The 20177-nt window shown below is 59.8% G+C and carries 17 protein-coding genes; 8 read left to right on the forward strand and 9 right to left on the reverse strand.

The genetic code is table 11. From position 1 onward, the window contains the following. Positions 1–16: 16 nt before the first annotated feature. From cysG to LOY31_RS18285, 6 genes are all read right to left on the reverse strand, one after another. Positions 17–1411: a siroheme synthase CysG gene (gene cysG, locus LOY31_RS18260; RefSeq protein WP_221533696.1), complete on the reverse strand. Its 1395-nt coding sequence runs from the start codon at positions 1409–1411 to the stop codon at positions 17–19. After that, entirely contained in the window at positions 1412–2692 is a 1281-nt protein-coding gene (gene serS / locus LOY31_RS18265) for a serine--tRNA ligase (protein ID WP_007958190.1), read from the reverse strand. 15 nt (positions 2693–2707) lie between these two features. Further along, positions 2708–3082 carry a fluoride efflux transporter CrcB gene (crcB, locus tag LOY31_RS18270; RefSeq protein ID WP_007958188.1) on the reverse strand — a complete coding sequence of 125 codons (375 nt, stop codon included), beginning with the start codon at positions 3080–3082 and terminating at the stop codon, positions 2708–2710. After that, on the reverse strand, positions 3082–4404 hold the full coding sequence (locus LOY31_RS18275) for a replication-associated recombination protein A (RefSeq protein ID WP_064597723.1): 1323 nt from the start codon (positions 4402–4404) through the stop codon (positions 3082–3084). Before LOY31_RS18275 ends, crcB begins: the two co-directional genes overlap by 1 nt. 24 nt (positions 4405–4428) lie before the next feature. Further along, entirely contained in the window at positions 4429–5049 is a 621-nt protein-coding gene (gene lolA / locus LOY31_RS18280; protein WP_007958184.1) for an outer membrane lipoprotein chaperone LolA, read from the reverse strand. A 78-nt stretch (positions 5050–5127) separates the two neighbouring features. Then, positions 5128–7536, reverse strand: coding sequence for a DNA translocase FtsK (locus tag LOY31_RS18285; RefSeq protein WP_045121862.1), 2409 nt, complete (start codon positions 7534–7536; stop codon positions 5128–5130). A 522-nt stretch (positions 7537–8058) separates the two neighbouring features. On the opposite strand from LOY31_RS18285, the gene aat reads away from it, so the two are divergent. The 3 genes from aat to infA all read left to right on the forward strand — a co-directional run bounded on the left by aat (position 8059) and on the right by infA (position 9836). Beyond that, on the forward strand, positions 8059–8739 hold the full coding sequence (gene aat / locus LOY31_RS18290; protein ID WP_045121861.1) for a leucyl/phenylalanyl-tRNA--protein transferase: 681 nt from the start codon (positions 8059–8061) through the stop codon (positions 8737–8739). A 58-nt stretch (positions 8740–8797) separates the two neighbouring features. Then, entirely contained in the window at positions 8798–9505 is a 708-nt protein-coding gene (locus LOY31_RS18295; protein ID WP_221533695.1) for an arginyltransferase, read from the forward strand. Between the two features lie 112 nt (positions 9506–9617). Further along, positions 9618–9836: a translation initiation factor IF-1 gene (gene infA / locus LOY31_RS18300; RefSeq protein WP_002553999.1), complete on the forward strand. Its 219-nt coding sequence runs from the start codon at positions 9618–9620 to the stop codon at positions 9834–9836. Between the two features lie 763 nt (positions 9837–10599). On the opposite strand, the gene clpA is transcribed toward infA, so the two are convergent. Both clpA and clpS read right to left on the reverse strand, forming a co-directional pair. Then, positions 10600–12870, reverse strand: a complete 2271-nt coding sequence (gene clpA / locus LOY31_RS18305) for an ATP-dependent Clp protease ATP-binding subunit ClpA (RefSeq protein WP_007951436.1) — start codon at positions 12868–12870, stop codon at positions 10600–10602. 30 nt (positions 12871–12900) lie between these two features. Then, positions 12901–13284, reverse strand: a complete 384-nt coding sequence (gene clpS, locus LOY31_RS18310; protein ID WP_011334948.1) for an ATP-dependent Clp protease adapter ClpS — start codon at positions 13282–13284, stop codon at positions 12901–12903. Between the two features lie 224 nt (positions 13285–13508). Between clpS and LOY31_RS18315 the strand changes: the two genes are divergently transcribed. Beyond that, the gene (locus LOY31_RS18315; RefSeq protein ID WP_127798714.1) at positions 13509–13790 is read left to right on the forward strand and encodes a cold shock domain-containing protein; all 282 of its coding nucleotides are present in this window, start codon (positions 13509–13511) and stop codon (positions 13788–13790) included. A 79-nt stretch (positions 13791–13869) separates the two neighbouring features. Here LOY31_RS18315 and icd read toward each other — a convergent pair whose 3' ends face one another. Then, positions 13870–15126: an NADP-dependent isocitrate dehydrogenase gene (icd, locus tag LOY31_RS18320; protein WP_007951441.1), complete on the reverse strand. Its 1257-nt coding sequence runs from the start codon at positions 15124–15126 to the stop codon at positions 13870–13872. Positions 15127–15607: 481 nt separating this feature from the next. Between icd and LOY31_RS18325 the strand changes: the two genes are divergently transcribed. From LOY31_RS18325 to hflD, 4 genes are all read left to right on the forward strand, one after another. Continuing rightward, on the forward strand, positions 15608–17833 hold the full coding sequence (locus LOY31_RS18325; RefSeq protein ID WP_258711994.1) for an NADP-dependent isocitrate dehydrogenase: 2226 nt from the start codon (positions 15608–15610) through the stop codon (positions 17831–17833). A 78-nt stretch (positions 17834–17911) separates the two neighbouring features. Beyond that, a complete protein-coding gene (locus tag LOY31_RS18330) occupies positions 17912–18358 on the forward strand; it encodes an NUDIX hydrolase (RefSeq protein WP_258711995.1) in 447 nt (148 codons plus the stop codon). A 59-nt stretch (positions 18359–18417) separates the two neighbouring features. Continuing rightward, the gene (gene mnmA / locus LOY31_RS18335; protein ID WP_074688946.1) at positions 18418–19542 is read left to right on the forward strand and encodes a tRNA 2-thiouridine(34) synthase MnmA; all 1125 of its coding nucleotides are present in this window, start codon (positions 18418–18420) and stop codon (positions 19540–19542) included. Then, the gene (gene hflD / locus LOY31_RS18340) at positions 19539–20162 is read left to right on the forward strand and encodes a high frequency lysogenization protein HflD (RefSeq protein WP_039767411.1); all 624 of its coding nucleotides are present in this window, start codon (positions 19539–19541) and stop codon (positions 20160–20162) included. Before mnmA ends, hflD begins: the two co-directional genes overlap by 4 nt. The last annotated feature ends 15 nt before the right edge of the window (positions 20163–20177 follow it).

Here is a 20177-nt window from a genome sequence, read left to right on the forward strand (position 1 = left end):
GATCCCCTCAGAGTCGTCAGATCTGACCCTGAGCGCCCTCGAACCACGCCAGTTTCTCGCGCAGTTGCACCACTTCGCCGACGATCACCAGCGTCGGCGCATGCACTTCATGCTCCGCCACCAGACGCGGCAGGTCGGCCAGCGTGCCAGTGAAGACCCGCTGATTGACCGTGGTGCCCTGCTGGATCAGCGCGGCCGGGGTTTCGGCCGCACGACCATGTTTGATCAACTGCTCGCAGATGATCGGCAACCCCACCAGGCCCATGTAGAACACCAACGTCTGCGCCGGCGCGACGAGGTCGGCCCACGGCAGATCGGTGGAACCGTCCTTCAGGTGCCCGGTGACGAAACGCACCGACTGCGCGTAATCGCGATGGGTCAGCGGAATCCCGGCATACGCCGCGCAACCGCTGGCTGCCGTGATGCCCGGCACCACCTGGAACGGAATGCCATGGGCCGCCAGCTCCTCGATCTCTTCGCCGCCACGGCCGAAGATGAACGGATCCCCGCCCTTCAACCGCACCACACGCTTGCCGGCCTTGGCCAGATCCACCAGTTGCTGGTTAATCTGATCCTGCGGCACAGCGTGATCGGCGCGACGCTTGCCGACGTAGACACGCTCGGCATCGCGGCGGCACAGCTCAAGAATCGCGGGCGCCACCAAGCGGTCGTACAGCACCACATCGGCTTGCTGCATCAGGCGCAAGGCGCGGAAAGTCAGCAGATCCGGATCGCCCGGCCCTGCGCCCACCAGATACACCTCGCCGGTCGTGACCATGGCTTCGCCGTCAATCTTGGCTTGCAGCAAACGTTCGGCCTCGGCGCCCTGCCCAGCCAGTTGGCGATCGGCAATCGGCCCCTGGAACACGTCTTCCCAAAAACCGCGACGCTGCTGTACATCGGGAAACAGGCCTTTGACCTGATCGCGAAACCGCGCGGCCAGCCCGGCCAGATGGCCGTAGGTCGAGGGAATCCAGGTTTCGATCTTGGCGCGGATCAGCCGGGCCAGCACCGGCGCATCGCCGCCACTGGAAACCGCGATGATCAGCGGTGAACGATCGACAATTGCCGGGAAGATCACGCTGCACAGCGCCGGCGCATCGACCACATTGACCGGCACGCAGCGCCGATGGGCATCGGCGGAGACTTGCGCGTTCAACGCTTCGTCGTCGGTGGCGGCAATGATCAGCCCGCAACCGTCCAGATCCGTTTCGGCGTAGCCACGCAGCAGGCATTCGCCATCGCTGGCGGCAACCAGTTCGCGCAGTTGCGCTTCGATTTCAGGTGCGACCACCCGCAGCAGCGCACCGGCATCGGCCAGCAGGCGGGACTTGCGCAAGGCAATCTCCCCCCCACCGACGACCAACACACGACTGCCGCGCAGGTTGTGAAACAGCGGCAGATATTTCATTTAGCCGATGACCTCAAGGCCACCCATGTACGGTTTCAGCACGTCCGGCACGCGGATCGAACCGTCGGCCTGCTGGTAGTTTTCCAGCACGGCCACCAGGGTACGACCGACCGCCAGACCGGAACCGTTCAGGGTGTGCACCAGCTCAGGCTTGCCGGTTTCCGGGTTGCGGAAACGCGCCTGCATGCGGCGGGCCTGGAAGTCGCCGCAGTTGGAGCAAGACGAGATTTCACGGTACTTGTCCTGGCTCGGAATCCACACTTCGAGGTCGTACGTCTTGACCGCGCTGAAGCCCATGTCGCCGGTGCACAGCGCCAGGGTGCGGTAAGGCAGCTCCAGCAGTTGCAGGACTTTCTCGGCGTTGGCGGTCAGGCCTTCCAGCGCTTCCATCGACTTCGACGGCTCGACGATCTGGACCATTTCAACTTTGTCGAACTGGTGCTGACGGATCATGCCGCGAGTGTCACGACCCGACGCGCCGGCTTCGCTGCGGAAGCACGGAGTGTGAGCGACGAACTTGATCGGCAGCTGTTTCGAATCGACGATTTCACCGGCCACGATATTGGTCAGCGACACTTCGGCGGTCGGGATCAGGTACAGATCGGCCTCGCCTTCGCGAGCGATCTTGAACAGGTCTTCTTCGAACTTCGGCAGTTGACCGGTGCCTTGCAGCGCCGGGGCCTGAACCAGATAAGGCGTGTAAGCCTCTTCGTAGCCGTGCTCGGTGACGTGCAGGTTGATCATGAACTGCGCCAGTGCGCGGTGCAGACGGGCAATCGGGCCACGCAGCAGCGCGAAACGCGCGCCGGACAGCTTGGCGGCGGTTTCGAAGTCGAGCCAGCCGAACTTCTCGCCCAGGGCCACGTGGTCCTGAACCGGGAAATCGAAGGCAGTCGGGGTGCCCCAGCGACGGACTTCGACGTTGCCGTCTTCGTCTTCGCCGACCGGTACCGATTCGTGCGGCAGGTTCGGAATGCCCAGCAGGATCGAGTCCAGTTCGGTCTGGATCGCGTCCAGCTCGACTTTACCGGCGCTCAGTTCGCCCGCCATGCGCTCGACGTCGGCCATCAGCGGCGCGATGTCTTCGCCGCGCTGCTTGGCCTGACCGATGGATTTGGAACGCGCGTTACGCTCAGCCTGCAGTGCTTCGGTGCGGGTCTGGACGGTCTTGCGCTGTTCTTCCAGCGCTTCGATGCGCGCGACATCCAGGGCAAAACCACGGGAAGCCAGGCGGTCCGCTACGTCCTGAAGGTTGCTACGTAACAGTTTGGAATCGAGCATGTCGGTTTCTCGTTATCAAAGTTTGGTCAGGGACAGGCCGGCCCAGGTCGCGAGCAGCCCGCCGAATACGCTGATGGCCGCATAGCCCAGGGCCAGCGGCACTTGCCCGCTTTCCAGCAGGCGCACCGTATCCAGTGAAAAGGATGAAAAAGTCGTCAGCCCCCCGAGGAAGCCGACCATCAACCCGGCACGTACCTCGATCGGTACTTCCGGGCGTATCAAAAACAGGCCGTACAGCACGCCAATCAGCAGACAGCCCACGATATTAACGGCCAGCGTCGCGGTATAGAAGTGCCGCGGCCAATTGGCGTTGACCCAATTGCCGGTGGCGAAGCGCAACAAGGTGCCGGCAATCCCGCCGACGGAGACTGCAACGATCAATGGAACCACTATTTTCTCCGCTGCCGGGGGCTTAAACGATCAAGTTGGGCAAGGTGGTTGAGCTTTTCGCCGATCTTCAACTCCAGGCCACGGGGCACCGGTTGGTAGAACGGAATCGGGTCGAGTTCTTCCGGGAAATAGTCTTCGCCGGCCGCGTAGGCGTCCGGTTCGTCGTGGGCATAACGGTATTCGTCGCCGTAGCCCAATTGCTTCATCAATTTGGTCGGCGCATTGCGCAGGTGCAGCGGCACCTCCAGCGAACCGTGTTCGGCGGCGGCGCGCAGCGCGGTCTTGAAGCCCATGTACACCGCGTTGCTTTTCGGCGCACAGGCCAGATAGGTGATGGCCTGAGCCACTGCCAACTCACCTTCCGGACTGCCGAGACGCTCCTGCACTTCCCACGCGGCCAGGCACAGGCTCAGTGCGCGCGGGTCGGCGTTGCCGATGTCTTCACTGGCCATGCGCACCACGCGCCGAGCCAGGTACAGCGGATCGCAGCCGCCGTCGATCATTCGCGCAAACCAGTACAACGCGCCGTCCGGATTGGAGCCGCGCACCGATTTGTGCAGCGCGGAAATCTGGTCGTAGAACGCTTCGCCGCCCTTGTCGAAACGCCGGCGAGTGTCGCCGAGCAGGCTTTGCAGCAGCTCGGTGCCCATCTCGCTGTGGTCTTCGGCCAGGTCCGAGGCGTTTTCCAGCAGGTTCAGCAGGCGCCGGCCATCACCGTCGGCGGCGGACAGCAACATCTGGAAGCCTTCATCGCTGAGAGTCAGATGACGCTTGCCCAGACCACGCTCTTCGGTGAGCGCGCGGTGCACCAGTTTGCGCAACGCCGCTTCGTCGAGGCTCTTGAGTACGTAGACCCGCGCCCGCGACAGCAATGCGTTGTTCAGTTCGAAAGAAGGGTTTTCAGTGGTGGCGCCAATGAAGATCAGCGTGCCGTCTTCAACGTACGGCAGGAAGGCGTCCTGTTGAGACTTGTTGAAGCGGTGCACTTCATCGACAAACAGGATAGTGCGCTTGCCGTACTGGCCGGCCTGCTGCTTGGCGATTTCCACCGCCTGACGGATCTCCTTGACCCCGGCCAACACCGCCGAGACCGTTTCGAAATGCGCATCCGAGACTTCCGCCAACAACCGCGCCAGCGTGGTCTTGCCCACGCCCGGCGGGCCCCAGAAGATCATCGAATGCAGGGCACCCTGTTCCAGCGCTTCGCGCAAAGGCTTGCCGCGAGCGAGCACGTGTTCCTGACCGACGTACTCATCCAGATTGGTCGCCCGCAAACGGGCGGCCAATGGCTGGGCAATCGGTGCACTGCGAAACAGATCCATCACGTACCGTTGAAACCTCTGTGTTTATTCCTGGATCACATCGGCACCCTTCGGGATGTCGAACTTGAACTTCGATGCAGGGACCGCTTCGTTGGCCTTCACACCGGTGAACAGGATATTGGTGCGCTGGCCGACGCTGTCGATCAGCTGCATGTCATTGACCAGACCATTGCGGAACGACAGGCGCAGGCTGTCGAACAAGGTGTCCTTGGTTTTCGGCTTCAGAGTGAAGTCGATCACGCCGCCCGCCTCTTTCGCGCTGATGTCGAAGCTCTGGCTGATCTTCGATACGTCGCCGGACAGCAACAGGGCTGGAGTCTGGGTCAGGCGCTCATCGAGCTTCTTGATAGTGGCCTGTTCCAGATCCGGGTCCCACAGGGTGACTTTCTTGCCGTCGGACACCATGGTCTGCTCGGCGGGCGCATTGGTGTGCCAGTAGAACAGGCCTGGACGCTGCAGGGTCATGTCGCCGGTGGTTTCCTGCAACTGGGTGCCGCTGCCGTCGAGGGTCAGCTGGGAAAAATTGGCGGTCAGGGTCTTGGATGTTTCGAGCAATTGGGTCAGGCGAGCCACATCCTTGTCATCGGCGTGAGCCGTGAGGGTGGTCAGAGCCAGTACCGGCAGCAACATGCGGATAAGACGCATGGGAGTCCTCTTGAATACTCGTGGGAAAGTGGACGGCGCTTCATGCACCGTCCATTGCATTTGGATCAGGGTATCGAATCAGTCGCGTACCGGGCCAGGGGCCAGGACTTCGCGGGAACCGTTGGTGTTCATCGACGTCACGACCCCGGCCATTTCCATGGCTTCGATCATGCGCGCGGCACGGTTGTAGCCGATCTTCAGCTTGCGCTGTACAGCGGAGATGGAGGCGCGACGGCTTTCCAGCACGAACTGCACGGCTTCGTCGTACAGCGCGTCGGCTTCCGGATCGTCGCCGTCACCACCGCCGCTGCTGCCTTCGAAACCACTGCCCGCCTCTTCGACACCATTGAGGATGTCGTCGTTGTATTCCGGTGCGCCGCGCAGTTTCCAGGCTTCCACCACCCGGTGAACTTCATCGTCGGACACGAAGGCGCCGTGAACACGGATCGGCAGGCTGGTGCCCGGCGGCATGTAGAGCATGTCACCGTGACCAAGCAGTTGTTCGGCGCCGCCCTGGTCGATGATGGTCCGGGAGTCGATTTTGCTCGATACCTGGAACGCCATCCGCGTCGGGATGTTGGCCTTGATCAGACCGGTGATCACGTCCACCGACGGCCGCTGGGTCGCGAGGATCAGGTGGATACCGGCCGCACGCGCCTTCTGCGCGATACGGGCGATCAGTTCTTCTACCTTCTTGCCGACGATCATCATCATGTCGGCGAATTCGTCCACGACCACGACGATGGTCGGCAGTTTCTGCAGCAGCGGTGCTTCGTCGTGGATGCTTTCGCGTTTGTACAGCGGATCGCTCAGCGGCTCGCCGGCGTCCTGGGCTTCCTTGACCTTGGCGTTGAAGCCGGACAGGTTTCGCACGCCCATCTTCGCCATCAGCTTGTAGCGACGCTCCATCTCGGCAACGCTCCAGCGCAGGGCGTTGGCGGCGTCCTTCATGTCGGTCACGACCGGGCACAGCAGATGCGGAATGCCTTCGTAGATCGACAGTTCGAGCATTTTCGGGTCGATCATGATCAGCTTGGCGTCGTCCGGTCCAGACTTGAACAGGATCGACAGGATCATCGCGTTCACGCCCACCGACTTACCGGAACCGGTGGTACCGGCCACCAGCAGGTGCGGCATCTTCGCAAGGTCGGTGATGACCGGCTTGCCGCCGATGTCGTGGCCCAGGGCCAGGGTGACCGGCGATTTGAAGTTGTCGTACTCAGGCGTCGACAGCACTTCGGAGAAGCGCACGATCTGCCGGTCTTCGTTGGGAATCTCGATACCGACCGTGGTCTTGCCCGGAATCACTTCCACCACCCGCACACTGGTCACGGCCAGCGAACGTGCAAGGTCTTTCGCCAGGTTGGCGATACGGCTGACCTTCACGCCCGCAGCAGGCTGGATTTCGTAACGGGTAATGACCGGGCCGGGATGGATCGAATCCACGGTGACTTCGACGCCGAATTCCTTGAGCTTGATCTCCAGCAAGTGGCCGACCGCCGCCAGGGATTCGGGCGAATAATTGAGTTGTTTCTTTTCTGCAGGATCGAGGATCGAGATCGGCGGCAAGGTGCCTTCCACGGCGCTGTCGACGAACAACGGCACCTGCTTCTCTTTCTGCACGCGCTTGCTTGGCTCCGGCGCCTTGACCGGGGCCGGCGCGATGACCGGCGGAACCTGTTTCTCGCGCTCGGACATGTGCTTGCTCAGAGCCTGTTCGCGCTCGATCAGACGTTCCTTGACCTTGGCCTGCTCACGCTTGTCGGTCACCGTCGGTGCAACCACGTCATGCACGCGATCGTCGACTTCACGCAGTTGCGCGACCAGTTGCTTGCGCTCGGTACGCGCCGACCACCAACGGTTGACCGCGCCCTGGAACAGTTCGAACAGGTCGAGGGTGATCTTGCCGGTGATGTCCATCACCTTGAACCACGACAGGTCGGTGAACACCGTCAGGCCGAACAGGAACAGTGCGATGAACAGCAACGTGCTGCCCTGAATGTTCAGAGCATTGCGGGCCAGATCACCGAGGCTTTCGCCCAGCGCACCACCGGCGCCAGCAGGCAAACCAGTGGCTGCATGGAAATGGATGTGCGCCAGCGCGGCGCCGGACAACACCAGGAACACCAGACCGATCAGGCGCCAGGAAAACAGCCAGCCGCTCCACTGCCACGGTTCGTGACGCTGACGGAAGATCTGATACGCCTTGATCGCCAGCAACAACGGGAAGATGTAGGCGAAGTAACCCAGCACCATGAACAGGATGTCGGCGCTGTAGGAACCGGCCGGGCCGCCGAAGTTCTGCACGTCGTCGATCTTGCTGTTGTGGCTCCAGCCCGGATCGTCCTTGCCGTAGGTCAGCAACGCCATCATCAGGAACAGGCACAAGGCGCCGATGGCGATCAATGCACCTTCCTTGAGCCGGTAGTGCAACTGTTGACGCCAGAGCGGAACGACTGTTTTTGGTGCTTCCGTGGATTTCTTCAAAACGCTTCTTTTCCTGCGCCAGAGGCGCGTCCATCTATTGAATGACGATAAAAAACTGCCCAATCCAGGCAGGTAAAAAAATTGACGGGCGCAACGGAGACTACTTTTAACACTGCGCCCCGCCTTTTATAAACACGGCACGCGGCGAATATTCTGTAACAGCCCGGCATTGTACGGGTTTGCGCGTTCGATGCCATGCTTCCAGGCCCCAGGTTCAAGCATAGCCAAACGCACAACACCCGGCGTTCAATTTGAGCATGCATTACCTTTTGTGACAAAGGCTTATGAGGTGTATTTGATGAACGTAGCGAAGCATTTGCGCCTCATCTCCCCTGAGTGCCACACATTGGCATCGACAACCTTGCCCGCACCGGTGCAACGCCCGATTACGACCGCATCCGGATGCTCAAGTTGCAGCTACGCAAAAGCCGCACTGCAACGGAGGACATTCGCGTCATTTCCCGGCACACTTTACCGCGGGCCCAGCGCCCACCGCCCTCCCCTTCTGCAAGCCTGGACGCCATGCTGACTTGGTTACAACGCAACTCACTGACTTTCCCGCCACTGGAAAAGGCCATGCGCGATCCCAACGGATTGCTGGCGGCCGGCGGTGACCTGTCTGCCGATCGCTTGATCCAGGCCTATCGCCATGGCTGCTTTCCATGGTTTTCCGAAGGCCAGCCGATTCTCTGGTGGTCGCCGGATCCGCGCACCGTGCTTTTTCCCGACGAACTGCACGTCTCGCGCAGCCTCGGCAAATTGATGCGCAAACAGCGTTATAAAGTGACCTTCGATCAGGATTTCGACGCCGTGATCCACGCCTGCGCCGCTCCCCGGGAATACGCCGACGGCACCTGGATCACCGAAGCGATGCAGGACGCCTATATCGAACTGCATCGACGCGGTTTTGCCCACTCGGTGGAAGTCTGGGATGAGGGCGAACTGGTCGGCGGCCTGTACGGCCTGGCGATGGGGCAACTGTTCTTCGGCGAGTCGATGTTCAGCCGCGCGGACAATGCTTCCAAGTACGGCTTTGCGACGCTGGTGCAACATCTGAAAGAAGCGGGTTTCGTGCTGATCGACTGCCAGATGCCGACCGACCACCTTCACAGCCTTGGCGCCCGGGCGATTTCCCGCTCTGCATTCGCTGAATATCTGGCCCGACACCTCGATCAACCCAATCACGCGACCTGGGTTTGCTGAGCGACTTTTGCGCGCGTGGCTTACACTTAATTCACCAGCTTACCCTTGAGGGTTGATCATGACCGAGTTGGCGCGGTTGAAGTTTTATGCCACTCAGCCTCACTCTTGCAGTTATCTGCCCGAGGAACAGGCGACGACCCTGTTTCTCGATCCGAGCCAGCCCATGGATGTGCATGTCTACGCAGACCTGTCAGAAATGGGCTTTCGTCGCAGCGGCGATCACCTGTACCGCCCGCATTGCCAGAACTGCAATGCCTGCGTGCCTGCGCGCATTCCTGTGGCGCAGTTCAACCCCAACCGGCAGCAGAAACGCATTTTCAAGCGCAACATCGATTTGCAGGTGCGCCCGGTCAAGCCGGCGTTCAGCGAAGAGTACTTCGACCTCTATCAGCGCTACATCGAACAGCGCCATGCCGACGGCGACATGTACCCGCCGAGCCGCGATCAATTCTCGACTTTTCTGGTACGCGACCTGCCCTTCTCACGCTTCTACGAGTTCCGGCTCGACGGACGGTTGCTCGCAGTTGCCGTGACCGATCTGCTGCCCAACGGCCTGTCGGCGGTCTACACCTTTTACGAACCGCAGGAAGAACGCCGCAGCCTTGGGCGCTACGCGATCCTCTGGCAAATCGCCGAAGCCCAGCGCCTGGGGCTTGAGGCGGTGTACCTGGGTTACTGGATCAAAAACTGCAAAAAGATGAGCTACAAGACCCAATATCGGCCTATCGAACTGCTGATCAATCAGCGCTGGGTCATCCTGAACTAAACGCAAACCCTAAACCCCTTGGCGTAAACCCCATTTTTCGGGCACAATGCACGCCGCTTTTGCCTGGCGCAGTTGCACCGGGCCATTCATTGGATACCGAGGGCTTTACTGCATGTCGAAAGAAGACAGCTTCGAAATGGAAGGCACTGTCGTCGACACCCTGCCCAACACCATGTTTCGTGTGGAGTTGGAAAATGGGCACGTCGTAACCGCGCATATTTCCGGCAAGATGCGCAAGAACTACATTCGTATTCTTACCGGTGACAAAGTGCGCGTCGAGCTGACGCCCTATGACTTGAGCAAAGGGCGTATTACTTACCGCGCTCGCTAATCAAGTCAATACAAGACGCCCGGCATTTGCCGGGCGTTTTTGTATCTGTGTGTTTTTTGGTTTTGGGTGAATATCCGTTGCTGCGGTAACGGCTTCTTAGGGTTCCGCCCTTACGGCGGGTCACTTTTTCCAAACACCGAAAAAGTAACCAAAAAGGCTGAGCCCCGGCGTACGGCACTTCGCTTAGGCTCAGTGTTCCCTCGCTACGGTGTCCATCAGGGGGCATCGCCTACGGTTTGCTTCGCTGCACCTCCTCTCGATGTATGCGGCTGCGCCGCACGGCGCTGCGCGCCTACCCCCTGATGAACACCTCCGCTCGGCCTGCCGAAGGGGCAAAAAATCAAAATCAAAAGCCAAAGCAAAAGCCAGATCAAGAGCCCCCGCTCCTCACCACGCAACACGATGAGCGTTAGCTCGAGTACCGCTTTTGATCGCAGGGCCCGTCGGCAGGCTGAGTGGAGGGATTGATCCGGGGGTGGGAGCGCAGCGACCGTGCGGCGCAGCCGCATGCATCGAGAGGAGGTGCAGCGAAGCAAACCGTAGGCGATGCCCCCGGATCAATCACGGAGCGAAGGAACCCCGAGCCTCAGCGAGGGGCCGTACGTCAGGGTTAGAGACTTTTTGGTTACTTTTGGGGCGTTTGCCAAAAGTGACCCGCCGTAAGGGCGGAACCCTAAGAAGCCGTTACCGCAACAACGGATATTCACACCAAACAAACAGACAATAAAAAGGCGCCCGAAGGCGCCTTTTCACTTCCCGGCCATCAAGCCATTTCTGCGGTGGTCTCGAAGTCAAACGTCAACTCACCATCCTTGATGTCGATGTGAACCACACCGCCATGCTCGGCCAGCTCACCAAACAGAATCTCCTCCGCCAGCGGACGCTTGATCTTGTCCTGGATCAGACGCGCCATCGGACGAGCGCCCATGGCCGAATCGTAACCACCGGCCGCCAGCCAACTGCGCGCCGCATCGGTGACTTCCAGAAGCACACGCTTGTCTTCCAGCTGCGCCTGAAGCTCGGTAAGGAACTTGTCCACCACGCTTTTGATGACCTCGTGACTGAGGCGACCAAACTGAATGATGGTATCCAGACGGTTGCGGAATTCCGGCGTGAAGCTCTTCTTGATCACTTCCATCGCATCGGACGAGTGGTCCTGATGGGTGAAACCGATCGAAGCACGCGCCGCCGTTTCAGCACCGGCGTTGGTGGTCATGATCACGATCACGTTGCGGAAGTCCGCCTTGCGCCCGTTGTTGTCGGTCAGCGTGCCGTGGTCCATCACCTGCAGCAGCAGGTTGAAGACTTCCGGATGCGCCTTCTCGATTTCATCGAGCAACAATACGCAATGCGGTTGCTTGGTGATCGCTTCGGTCAACAGACCGCCCTGGTCGAAACCGACATAACCCGGAGGCGCACCGATCAGACGCGATACGGTGTGGCGCTCCATGTACTCGGACATGTCGAAGCGAACCAGTTCAATCCCCAGCGCCTTGGCCAATTGACGCGCGGCTTCGGTTTTACCGACACCGGTCGGCCCTGCGAACAGGAACGAACCGACAGGTTTGTCAGGCGACTTGAGACCGGCACGGGACAGTTTGATCGCAGTCGACAGCGAATCGATCGCCGCGTCCTGACCAAACACCGTCAGCTTCAGGTCGCGCTCGAGGTTACGCAGCAGTTCCTTGTCGGAGCTGGTGACGTGCTTCGGCGGAATCCGCGCGATTTTCGCAACGATGTCCTCGACCTCAGGCACTTCGATGCGTTTCACACGCTTCTCGACCGGTTGCAGACGCTGGTAGGCACCCGCCTCGTCGATCACATCGATGGCCTTGTCCGGCATGTGCCGGTCATTGATGTAGCGCGAAGCCAGTTCCGCAGCGGCGCGCAGCGACTCATCGCTGTATTCGATGTTGTGATGCTGCTCGAAACGCCCTTTCAGGCCACGCAGAATACCGATGGTATCTTCCACCGACGGCTCGACGACATCGACCTTCTGGAAGCGACGTGCCAGGGCACGGTCTTTTTCGAAGATGCCACGGAATTCCTGGAACGTGGTCGAGCCGATGCAGCGAATGTCGCCAGACGACAGCAGCGGTTTGAGCAGGTTCGAGGCATCCATGACGCCACCGGACGCAGCACCCGCACCGATGATGGTGTGGATCTCGTCGATGAACAGGATCGCCTGCGGACGTTTTTTCAGTTCGTTGAGCAGCGCCTTGAAGCGCTTCTCGAAATCACCGCGATACTTGGTGCCCGCGAGCAGAGCGCCCAGATCAAGGGAATAAACGACGCTGTTGGCCAGCAGGTCCGGCACCTGGTTGTCGACAATACGCTTGGCCAGGCCTTCGGCAATCGCGGTTTTACCCACGCCAGCCTCGCCTACCAGCAGCGGATTGTTCTTGCGACGGCGCGCGAGAATCTGCGCGACACGCTCGACTTCCGTTTCACGCCCGACCAGCGGATCGATCCGGCCCTGGCGTGCGAGTTCGTTGAGGTTGCTGGCATAAGCGTCCAGCGGATTGCCTGAAGAAGAAGACTCACCGCCCTCGTCGTCCTGCATATCTTGTTCACCTTCAGAGTGATCGCCATGCCCCGGCACTTTGGAAATGCCGTGGGCGATATAGTTGACGACATCAATGCGTGCAACGCTCTGCTGTTTCAGCAGGAACACCGCCTGACTCTCTTGCTCACTGAAGATTGCAACCAGCACGTTGGCGCCGGTCACTTCGCGTTTGCCCGAGCTCTGCACATGAAAGACAGCACGTTGCAGCACACGCTGGAAGCCCAGGGTTGGCTGGGTTTCGCGATCCTCGTCATGGACGGGGATCAGTGGCGTGGTGGAGTCGATGAACTCCTGCAGGTCGTGCTTGAGTTTGTCGAGGTTTGCGCCGCAGGCACGCAATACGGTGGCGGCAGCCTCATTGTCCAATAGGGCCAGCAGCAGGTGTTCGACGGTCATGAATTCATGACGTTTCGAACGTGCCTCCTTGAAGGCAAGATTGAGGGTGACTTCGAGCTCGCGGTTTAACATAGCTTCACCTCATACCCAAGTGGTCGGCGATTAACCGTCCTTCTCGATTTCACAGAGTAGCGGATGCTGGCTTTCCCTGGCGTACTGGTTGACCTGCATGGCCTTTGTCTCGGCGATGTCGCGGGTAAACACTCCACATACTGCCCGCCCTTCTGTGTGGACGGCCAGCATGACCTTGGTCGCCAGCTCGCGATTCAGGTTAAAAAACACCTCGAGCACTTCGACGACGAAATCCATCGGTGTGTAGTCATCATTAAACAAAACCACCTTGTACATCGGCGGCGCCTGTAACGCAGGCTTTGCTTCCTGAACAGCAACGCCTGCCGAATCGTCGTCGTGCTCCTGTGGAAGATCCTTTTGGAGAAGCGGGCGATCCTGATTGAATGTTAGTCGAATCTGGCTGATTGCATGCATGGAAAGAAAGGTTCGTCAGTTGTGCAAATACAGTGGTGGGGGCGGCTTGACACGTTTTCAACTCCGACTGCCCGGTCACCTTGACTATCGGGAAAACGGTGTTACAACCAATAGAACCCACAGTGGGGAAAAAAGATCCGCGGAGTCAATCTTTTTAACGGATTCGACTGCGGATGAATTGGATGATACTCCAGCGATGGAGACTGTTGCAGAGGGATTTGAGCATGGCTGTCGGCAAGGTGAAATGGTTCAATAATTCCAAGGGGTTCGGTTTCATCAACACCGACTCCCGCGAGGGGAAGGACGAGGACGGCAAGGAAATTGATTTCTTTGCCCACTATTCCGCCATTGAAATGGACGGATACAAAACCCTCAAAGCCGGGCAAATCGTCAAATTCGAGATCGTACAAGGCCCCAAAGGCCTGCACGCCACAAAAATTCAGAATGTCGAAGCCGCAAAAGATGCCGCCTCGGCAGCCGCTCAGCACCAGTCAGTGACCAGCTGAAGCGACCCGAACACCTGCCAGAAAACAAACCGCCCGGCTCGATCACTCGAGCCGGGCGGTTTCGTTGCAGACGTCTTTATTACATGTGCTTGATCAGCGCTTCACCGAAGCCCGAAGAAGACACCAGTGTGGCGCCTTCCATCAGACGTTCGAAGTCGTAGGTCACGGTCTTGGCCTTGATGGCGCCATTGGTGCCCTTGATGATCAGGTCGGCCGCTTCGGTCCAGCCCAGGTGACGCAGCATCATTTCCGCCGACAGAATCACCGAGCCCGGGTTGACCTGGTCCTTGCCGGCATATTTCGGCGCGGTACCGTGGGTCGCCTCGAACATGGCCACGGTGTCGGACAGGTTGGCACCCGGCGCGATACCGATACCGCCCACTTCCGCCGCCAGGGCGTCGGACAGGTAGTCACCGTTGAGGTTGAGGGTGGCGATCACATCGTATTCGGCCGGACGCAGCAGGATCTGCTGGAGCATGGCGTCGGCGATGGCGTCCTTGACGACGACTTCACGGCCGGTTTTCGGGTTCTTGAACTTCATCCATGGGCCGCCATCGAGCAGCTCGGCGCCGAATTCTTCCTTCGCCACCTCATAGCCCCAGTCCTTGAAGGCACCTTCGGTGAATTTCATGATGTTGCCCTTGTGCACGATGGTCAGCGACTTGCGGTCGTTGTCCACCACGTATTGCAGGGCCTTGCGCACCAGACGCTTGGTGCCTTCTTTCGAAACCGGCTTGATGCCGATGCCGCAGTCCTGGTCGAAACGGATCTTGGTGACGCCCATTTCTTCTTTCAGGAACTTGATGACCTTGGTGGCTTCAGGGGAGCCGGCTTTCCATTCGATACCGGCATAAATGTCTTCGGAGTTCTCGCGGAAGATCACCATGTCGACGTCGCCGGGCTTTTTCACCGGGCTCGGTACGCCTTCGAACCACACCACAGGGCGCAGGCAGACATAGAGATCGAGCTGTTGGCGCAGGGCAACGTTGAGGGAACGGATGCCGCCACCGACCGGAGTGGTCAGCGGGCCTTTGATGGAAACCACGTAATCCTTCACCGCGTCCAGAGTTTCCTGGGGCAGCCAGGTGTCCTGGTCATAAACCTGAGTTGCTTTTTCGCCAGCATAAACCTCCATCCAGGAAATCTTGCGCTTGCCCCCGTAGGCTTTTTCTACGGCAGCATCAACCACTTTGATCATCACAGGGCTGACGTCGACGCCAATGCCGTCACCTTCGATGAAGGGAATGATCGGGTTATCAGGGACATTGAGAGAATGGTCTGCGTTGACGGTGATTTTGTCGCCGACGGCTGGAACCTGAATCTTCTTGTAACCCATGCTGAACTCCATTGTTTGGATTGAACATCTGGCTTGGTTCGAGCGTAACCCAGTTGAATCAACACGCAAACCCTCTGTTCCGGGCGCGGCCACATCTCGTTTCGTACAAGCCTGAAAGCAAAGGGAAAAGCGCCAATCTCAAGCATTCACGGCGACTCTACGCCCCACCCCGCCCTGCGACCTTTAGACCAATGGACGAGAATCGTTGCATATGAACCATCGGCAGATTGCCAGCTACCTATGTATAATGCCGCCCGCTGACCAAAGGGTCACGACGGCTGGCCTCTCTAGCACGAGACTTTCCGCCTGATTGGTCGGGTTGTTACCGCAGTCCGACTGCTTGACGCTCTACTGATGCACCCAACATCACCGCGAAGATTCTCGACATTCGGTTCATGGATGACTTTGAACGAACGCGCTTACCCGGCGCCCCTCGAGTTTCTGCGCACGCTTTAGCAAAGAAGAGAGAGTTAATCCGAATATGCCCACCCGCTCGAAGATCATCTATACCTTCACCGACGAAGCTCCAGCCCTCGCCACCTATTCCCTGCTGCCGATCATCGAGGCTTACACCGCCTCGGCCGATATCGCCGTGGAAACCCGCGATATCTCTCTTGCAGCACGTATTCTGGCCAGCTTCCCCGAGCAACTGGGCGACAAAGCCGTAGCCGACCACCTCGCCGAACTGGGCGACCTGGCCGTTACGCCTGAAGCCAACATCATCAAGCTGCCGAACATCAGCGCCTCGGTTCCGCAACTGCAAGCCGCGATCAAAGAACTGCAAGCCCAGGGCTACAACCTGCCGGACTACCCGGAAACCGTGACCAGCGACGCCGACAAAGATGCCAAGGCGCGTTACGACAAGGTCAAGGGCAGCGCCGTGAACCCGGTTCTGCGTGAAGGCAACTCCGACCGTCGCGCTCCGCTGTCGGTCAAGAACTACGCTCGCAAGCACCCGCACAAAATGGGCGCCTGGGCCAAAGACTCCAAGTCCCACGTCGCTCACATGAGCACCGGCGATTTCTACGGCAGCGAAAAAGCTGCCCTGATCGACGCCGCTGACGCCGTGAAGATCGAGCTGATCGCCAAAGACGGCACCGCTACCGTCCTGAAAGAAAAAACCACCGTTCAGGCGGGCGAGATCCTCGACTGCTCCGTGATGAGCAAAAAGGCCCTGCGCGCGTTCATCGCCGCTGAAATCGACAGCGCCAAGCAACAAGGCGTGCTGCTGTCGGTTCACCTGAAAGCCACCATGATGAAGGTCTCCGACCCGATCATGTTCGGCCAGATCGTTGCCGAGTTCTATAAAGACGCCCTGACCAAGCACGCCGACGTGCTGGCCGAGATCGGCTTCAACCTGAACAACGGCATCGGCGACCTGTACGCCCGCATCAAATCCCTGCCGGCCGAACAGCAAGCCCAGATCGAAGCTGACGTTCAAGCGGTCTACGCCGTTCGTCCGTCGCTGGCGATGGTCAACTCCGACAAAGGCATCACCAACCTGCACGTGCCGAGCGACGTTATCGTCGACGCCTCGATGCCGGCCATGATCCGTGACTCCGGCAAGATGTGGGGCACCGACGGCCAGCTGCACGACACCAAGGCTGTGATCCCGGATCGTTGCTACGCCACCATCTACCAGGCCGTGATCGAAGATTGCAAAGCCAATGGTGCTTTCGATCCGACCACCATGGGCAGCGTGCCAAACGTTGGCCTGATGGCTAAAAAGGCCGAAGAATACGGCTCCCACGACAAGACCTTCCAGATCAAGGCCGACGGCGTGGTTCGCGTGACCGACAGCAAAGGCACCCTGCTGATGGAACAGGCTGTTGAAGCCGGCGACATCTTCCGCATGTGCCAGACCAAAGACGCGCCGATCCAGGACTGGGTCAAACTGGCCGTCAACCGCGCTCGTGCAAGCGCAACTCCAGCCATTTTCTGGCTGGACCCGATGCGCGCCCACGACGGCGTGGTGATCGAGAAGGTTCAGGCTTACCTGAAAGATCACGACACCGCTGGTCTGGACATCCAGATCATGGCGCCGGTCGATGCCATGAAATACACCCTGCAGCGCACCCGCGAAGGCAAGGACACCATTTCGGTGACCGGCAACGTACTGCGTGACTACCTGACCGACCTGTTCCCGATCATGGAACTGGGCACCAGCGCCAAGATGCTGTCGATCGTGCCGCTGATGAACGGCGGTGGCCTGTTCGAAACCGGCGCTGGCGGTTCGGCGCCGAAGCACGTGCAGCAACTGGTCGAAGAGAACTTCCTGCGCTGGGATTCGCTGGGTGAATTCCTGGCCCTGGCCGCTTCTCTCGAGCACCTGGGTGTGAACTACAACAACCCGAAAGCGCTGGTTCTGTCCAAGACCCTGGACCAGGCCACCGGCCAGTTCCTCGACAACAACAAGTCGCCATCGCGCAAAGTCGGCAACATCGACAACCGCGGCAGCCACTTCTACCTGGCAATGTACTGGGCACAAGCCCTGGCCGCCCAGACCGAAGACGCTGCACTGCAAGCGCAGTTCGCGACTCTGGCCAAGACCCTGACCGAGAACGAAGCGACCATCGTCGCCGAGCTCAACTCCGTTCAAGGCAAGCCAGTGGACATCGGCGGTTACTACCACGCCAATGCCGAGCTGATCAGCAAGGCCATGCGCCCAAGCGCAACCCTCAACGCGGCCATCGCTGCGCTGGTATAAGGTTGTAAAGGGAACATCACAAACCCCGGCCATGCGCCGGGGTTTGTGTTTCTGCCTTTCGCCCAGGAGATTCAATCAATGCAATGGCTCCCCCACATCACTGTCGCCACCATCGTCGAGGACAACGGTCGTTTCCTGATGGTCGAGGAACACAAGGCCGGGCGTAATGTGCTCAATCAGCCCGCCGGCCATCTGGATCCGGACGAAACCCTGATCGAAGCCGCCGTGCGCGAAACCCTCGAAGAAACCGGCTGGGACGTCGAGCCCACCGCCGTGGTCGGCATTTATCTGTACACCGCGCCGAGCAACGGCGTGACTTACCAGCGCGTTTGCTTCAGCGCCAAAGCCGTGAAACATCACCCGAATTATCAACTTGACGACGGTATCGTCGGCGCCAAGTGGCTGACCCGCGAGGAATTAATCGAGCAGCGCGAGCACTGGCGCAGCGAGCTGATCATCCGCTGCATCGATGATTATCTGGCCGGCAATCGCTTCGGCCTCGAACTGATCCGCCCTTCCCTTTAGCCTTGAGGCCGTGAGCCTGATAGAATCGCGTCCTTTTTCAAGACACTCATTGAATCCCTATGCGTGATCCAGCCCCTTCTGACACATCCAAGAAGCGCGTCATTGTCGGCATGTCCGGCGGCGTGGACTCTTCCGTTTCCGCTCTCCTGCTGATCGAGCAGGGTTATGAAGTGGAAGGCCTGTTCATGAAGAACTGGGAAGAAGACGACGGAACGGAATACTGCACCGCCATGGACGACCTGGCGGATGCTCAGGCTGTGTGCGACAAGATCGGTATCAAGCTGCACACCGCCAACTTCGCCGCCGAGTACTGGGACAACGTGTTCGAGCACTTCCTGGCCGAATACAAGGCCGGCCGCACGCCGAACCCGGACATCCTGTGCAACCGCGAGATCAAGTTCAAGGCGTTCCTCGACTACGCCATGATGCTCGGCGCCGACCTGATTGCCACCGGTCACTACGTGCGCCGCCGCGACATCGATGGCCGCACCGAGCTGCTCAAAGGCCTGGATCCGAACAAGGATCAGAGCTACTTCCTGCACGCCGTCGGCGGCGAACAGATCGCCAAGACCCTGTTCCCGGTCGGCGAACTGGAAAAACCGGAAGTCCGTGCAATTGCCGAGAAATACGAACTGGCGACCGCCAAGAAGAAGGATTCCACCGGGATCTGCTTCATCGGCGAGCGTCGCTTCAGCGATTTCCTCAAGCAATACCTGCCGGCGCAACCGGGCGAGATCAAGACCACCGAAGGCGAAGTCATCGGCCGTCACCACGGCTTGATGTACCACACCATCGGCCAGCGTCAGGGCCTGGGCATCGGTGGTCTGAAAGACGCCGGCGATGAGCCGTGGTACGTGCTGCGCAAGGATCTGGACACCAACGAGCTGATCGTCGGCCAGGGCAACAACCATCCGTGGCTGTTCTCCAGCGCCCTGCTCGCTTCGGAAATCTATTGGGTCAACCCGATCGACTTGAGCCAGCCACTGCGCCTGACCGCCAAGGTTCGTTATCGTCAGAGCGATCAGGCCTGCACGCTGGAAAAAACCGAGACCGGCTATCGCGCCGTGTTCGACGAGCCGCAGCGCGCGGTCACGCCGGGCCAGTCGGTGGTGTTCTATGACGGTGAAATCTGCCTCGGCGGCGGCGTGATCGAAGTCGCCGAGCCGTGGAGCGGCCAGGCATGAGCCCGACTCAGGAGCAATTGACCGCTCTGGGCGGCGTGTTTCTCGCCGCCGTGCTGGTGGACCGGATCGCCAAGACCGGCCAGACCAACGAGGCCGGCCTGAGCTGCATGCTCGGCAGCCTGCTGGTTCGCGACCCGAAAGACACCCTGGATGTTTACGGCGGCGACGACATCAACCTGCGCGAGGGTTACCGCGCGCTGATCGGCGCCCTCGAGCGCGACCCGAGCACCTTGCAGCGCGAGCCACTGCGTTATGCGCTGTCGATGCTCGGCCTCGAGCGGCAATTGGCCAAGCGCAACGACATGCTCGATGTGATCGGCAAGCGCTTGCCGCAGATCCAGTCGCAGGTCGAGCATTTCGGCCCGGCCCACGAAAACGTGATCGCGGCCTGCGGTGCGCTGTATCAGGACACCCTGAGCACGCTGCGCCAACGCATTCAGGTGCATGGCGACATGCGCAATCTGCAGCAGCCGAGCAATGCCTCGAAGATCCGCGCCCTGCTGCTCGCCGGCATTCGTTCGGCACGCCTGTGGCGTCAGCTCGGCGGCCATCGCTGGCAGCTGGTCGTGAGCCGACGCAAATTGCTCAAAGAGCTGTATCCGTTGATGCGCAGCGAGTAAATCGTCGCGCAACAA

It is taken from the genome of Pseudomonas sp. B21-021 (assembly GCF_024749205.1).
Lineage (GTDB): Bacteria > Pseudomonadota > Gammaproteobacteria > Pseudomonadales > Pseudomonadaceae > Aquipseudomonas > Aquipseudomonas paraglycinae.

Bases quoted from the DNA above. Each gene is read 5' to 3' on its own strand.
- infA (WP_002553999.1), top strand. From the start codon at position 9,618: ATGTCGAAAGAAGACAGCTTCGAAATGGAAGGCACTGTCGTCGACACC.
- LOY31_RS18315 (WP_127798714.1), top strand. From the start codon at position 13,509: ATGGCTGTCGGCAAGGTGAAATGGTTCAATAATTCCAAGGGGTTCGGT.
- LOY31_RS18295 (WP_221533695.1), top strand. From the start codon at position 8,798: ATGACCGAGTTGGCGCGGTTGAAGTTTTATGCCACTCAGCCTCACTCT.
- clpS (WP_011334948.1), bottom strand. From the start codon at position 13,284: ATGCATGCAATCAGCCAGATTCGACTAACATTCAATCAGGATCGCCCG.
- LOY31_RS18325 (WP_258711994.1), top strand. From the start codon at position 15,608: ATGCCCACCCGCTCGAAGATCATCTATACCTTCACCGACGAAGCTCCA.
- aat (WP_045121861.1), top strand. From the start codon at position 8,059: ATGCTGACTTGGTTACAACGCAACTCACTGACTTTCCCGCCACTGGAA.
- LOY31_RS18275 (WP_064597723.1), bottom strand. From the start codon at position 4,404: ATGGATCTGTTTCGCAGTGCACCGATTGCCCAGCCATTGGCCGCCCGT.
- cysG (WP_221533696.1), bottom strand. From the start codon at position 1,411: ATGAAATATCTGCCGCTGTTTCACAACCTGCGCGGCAGTCGTGTGTTG.
- LOY31_RS18330 (WP_258711995.1), top strand. From the start codon at position 17,912: ATGCAATGGCTCCCCCACATCACTGTCGCCACCATCGTCGAGGACAAC.
- mnmA (WP_074688946.1), top strand. From the start codon at position 18,418: ATGCGTGATCCAGCCCCTTCTGACACATCCAAGAAGCGCGTCATTGTC.
- lolA (WP_007958184.1), bottom strand. From the start codon at position 5,049: ATGCGTCTTATCCGCATGTTGCTGCCGGTACTGGCTCTGACCACCCTC.
- clpA (WP_007951436.1), bottom strand. From the start codon at position 12,870: ATGTTAAACCGCGAGCTCGAAGTCACCCTCAATCTTGCCTTCAAGGAG.
- hflD (WP_039767411.1), top strand. From the start codon at position 19,539: ATGAGCCCGACTCAGGAGCAATTGACCGCTCTGGGCGGCGTGTTTCTC.
- serS (WP_007958190.1), bottom strand. From the start codon at position 2,692: ATGCTCGATTCCAAACTGTTACGTAGCAACCTTCAGGACGTAGCGGAC.
- icd (WP_007951441.1), bottom strand. From the start codon at position 15,126: ATGGGTTACAAGAAGATTCAGGTTCCAGCCGTCGGCGACAAAATCACC.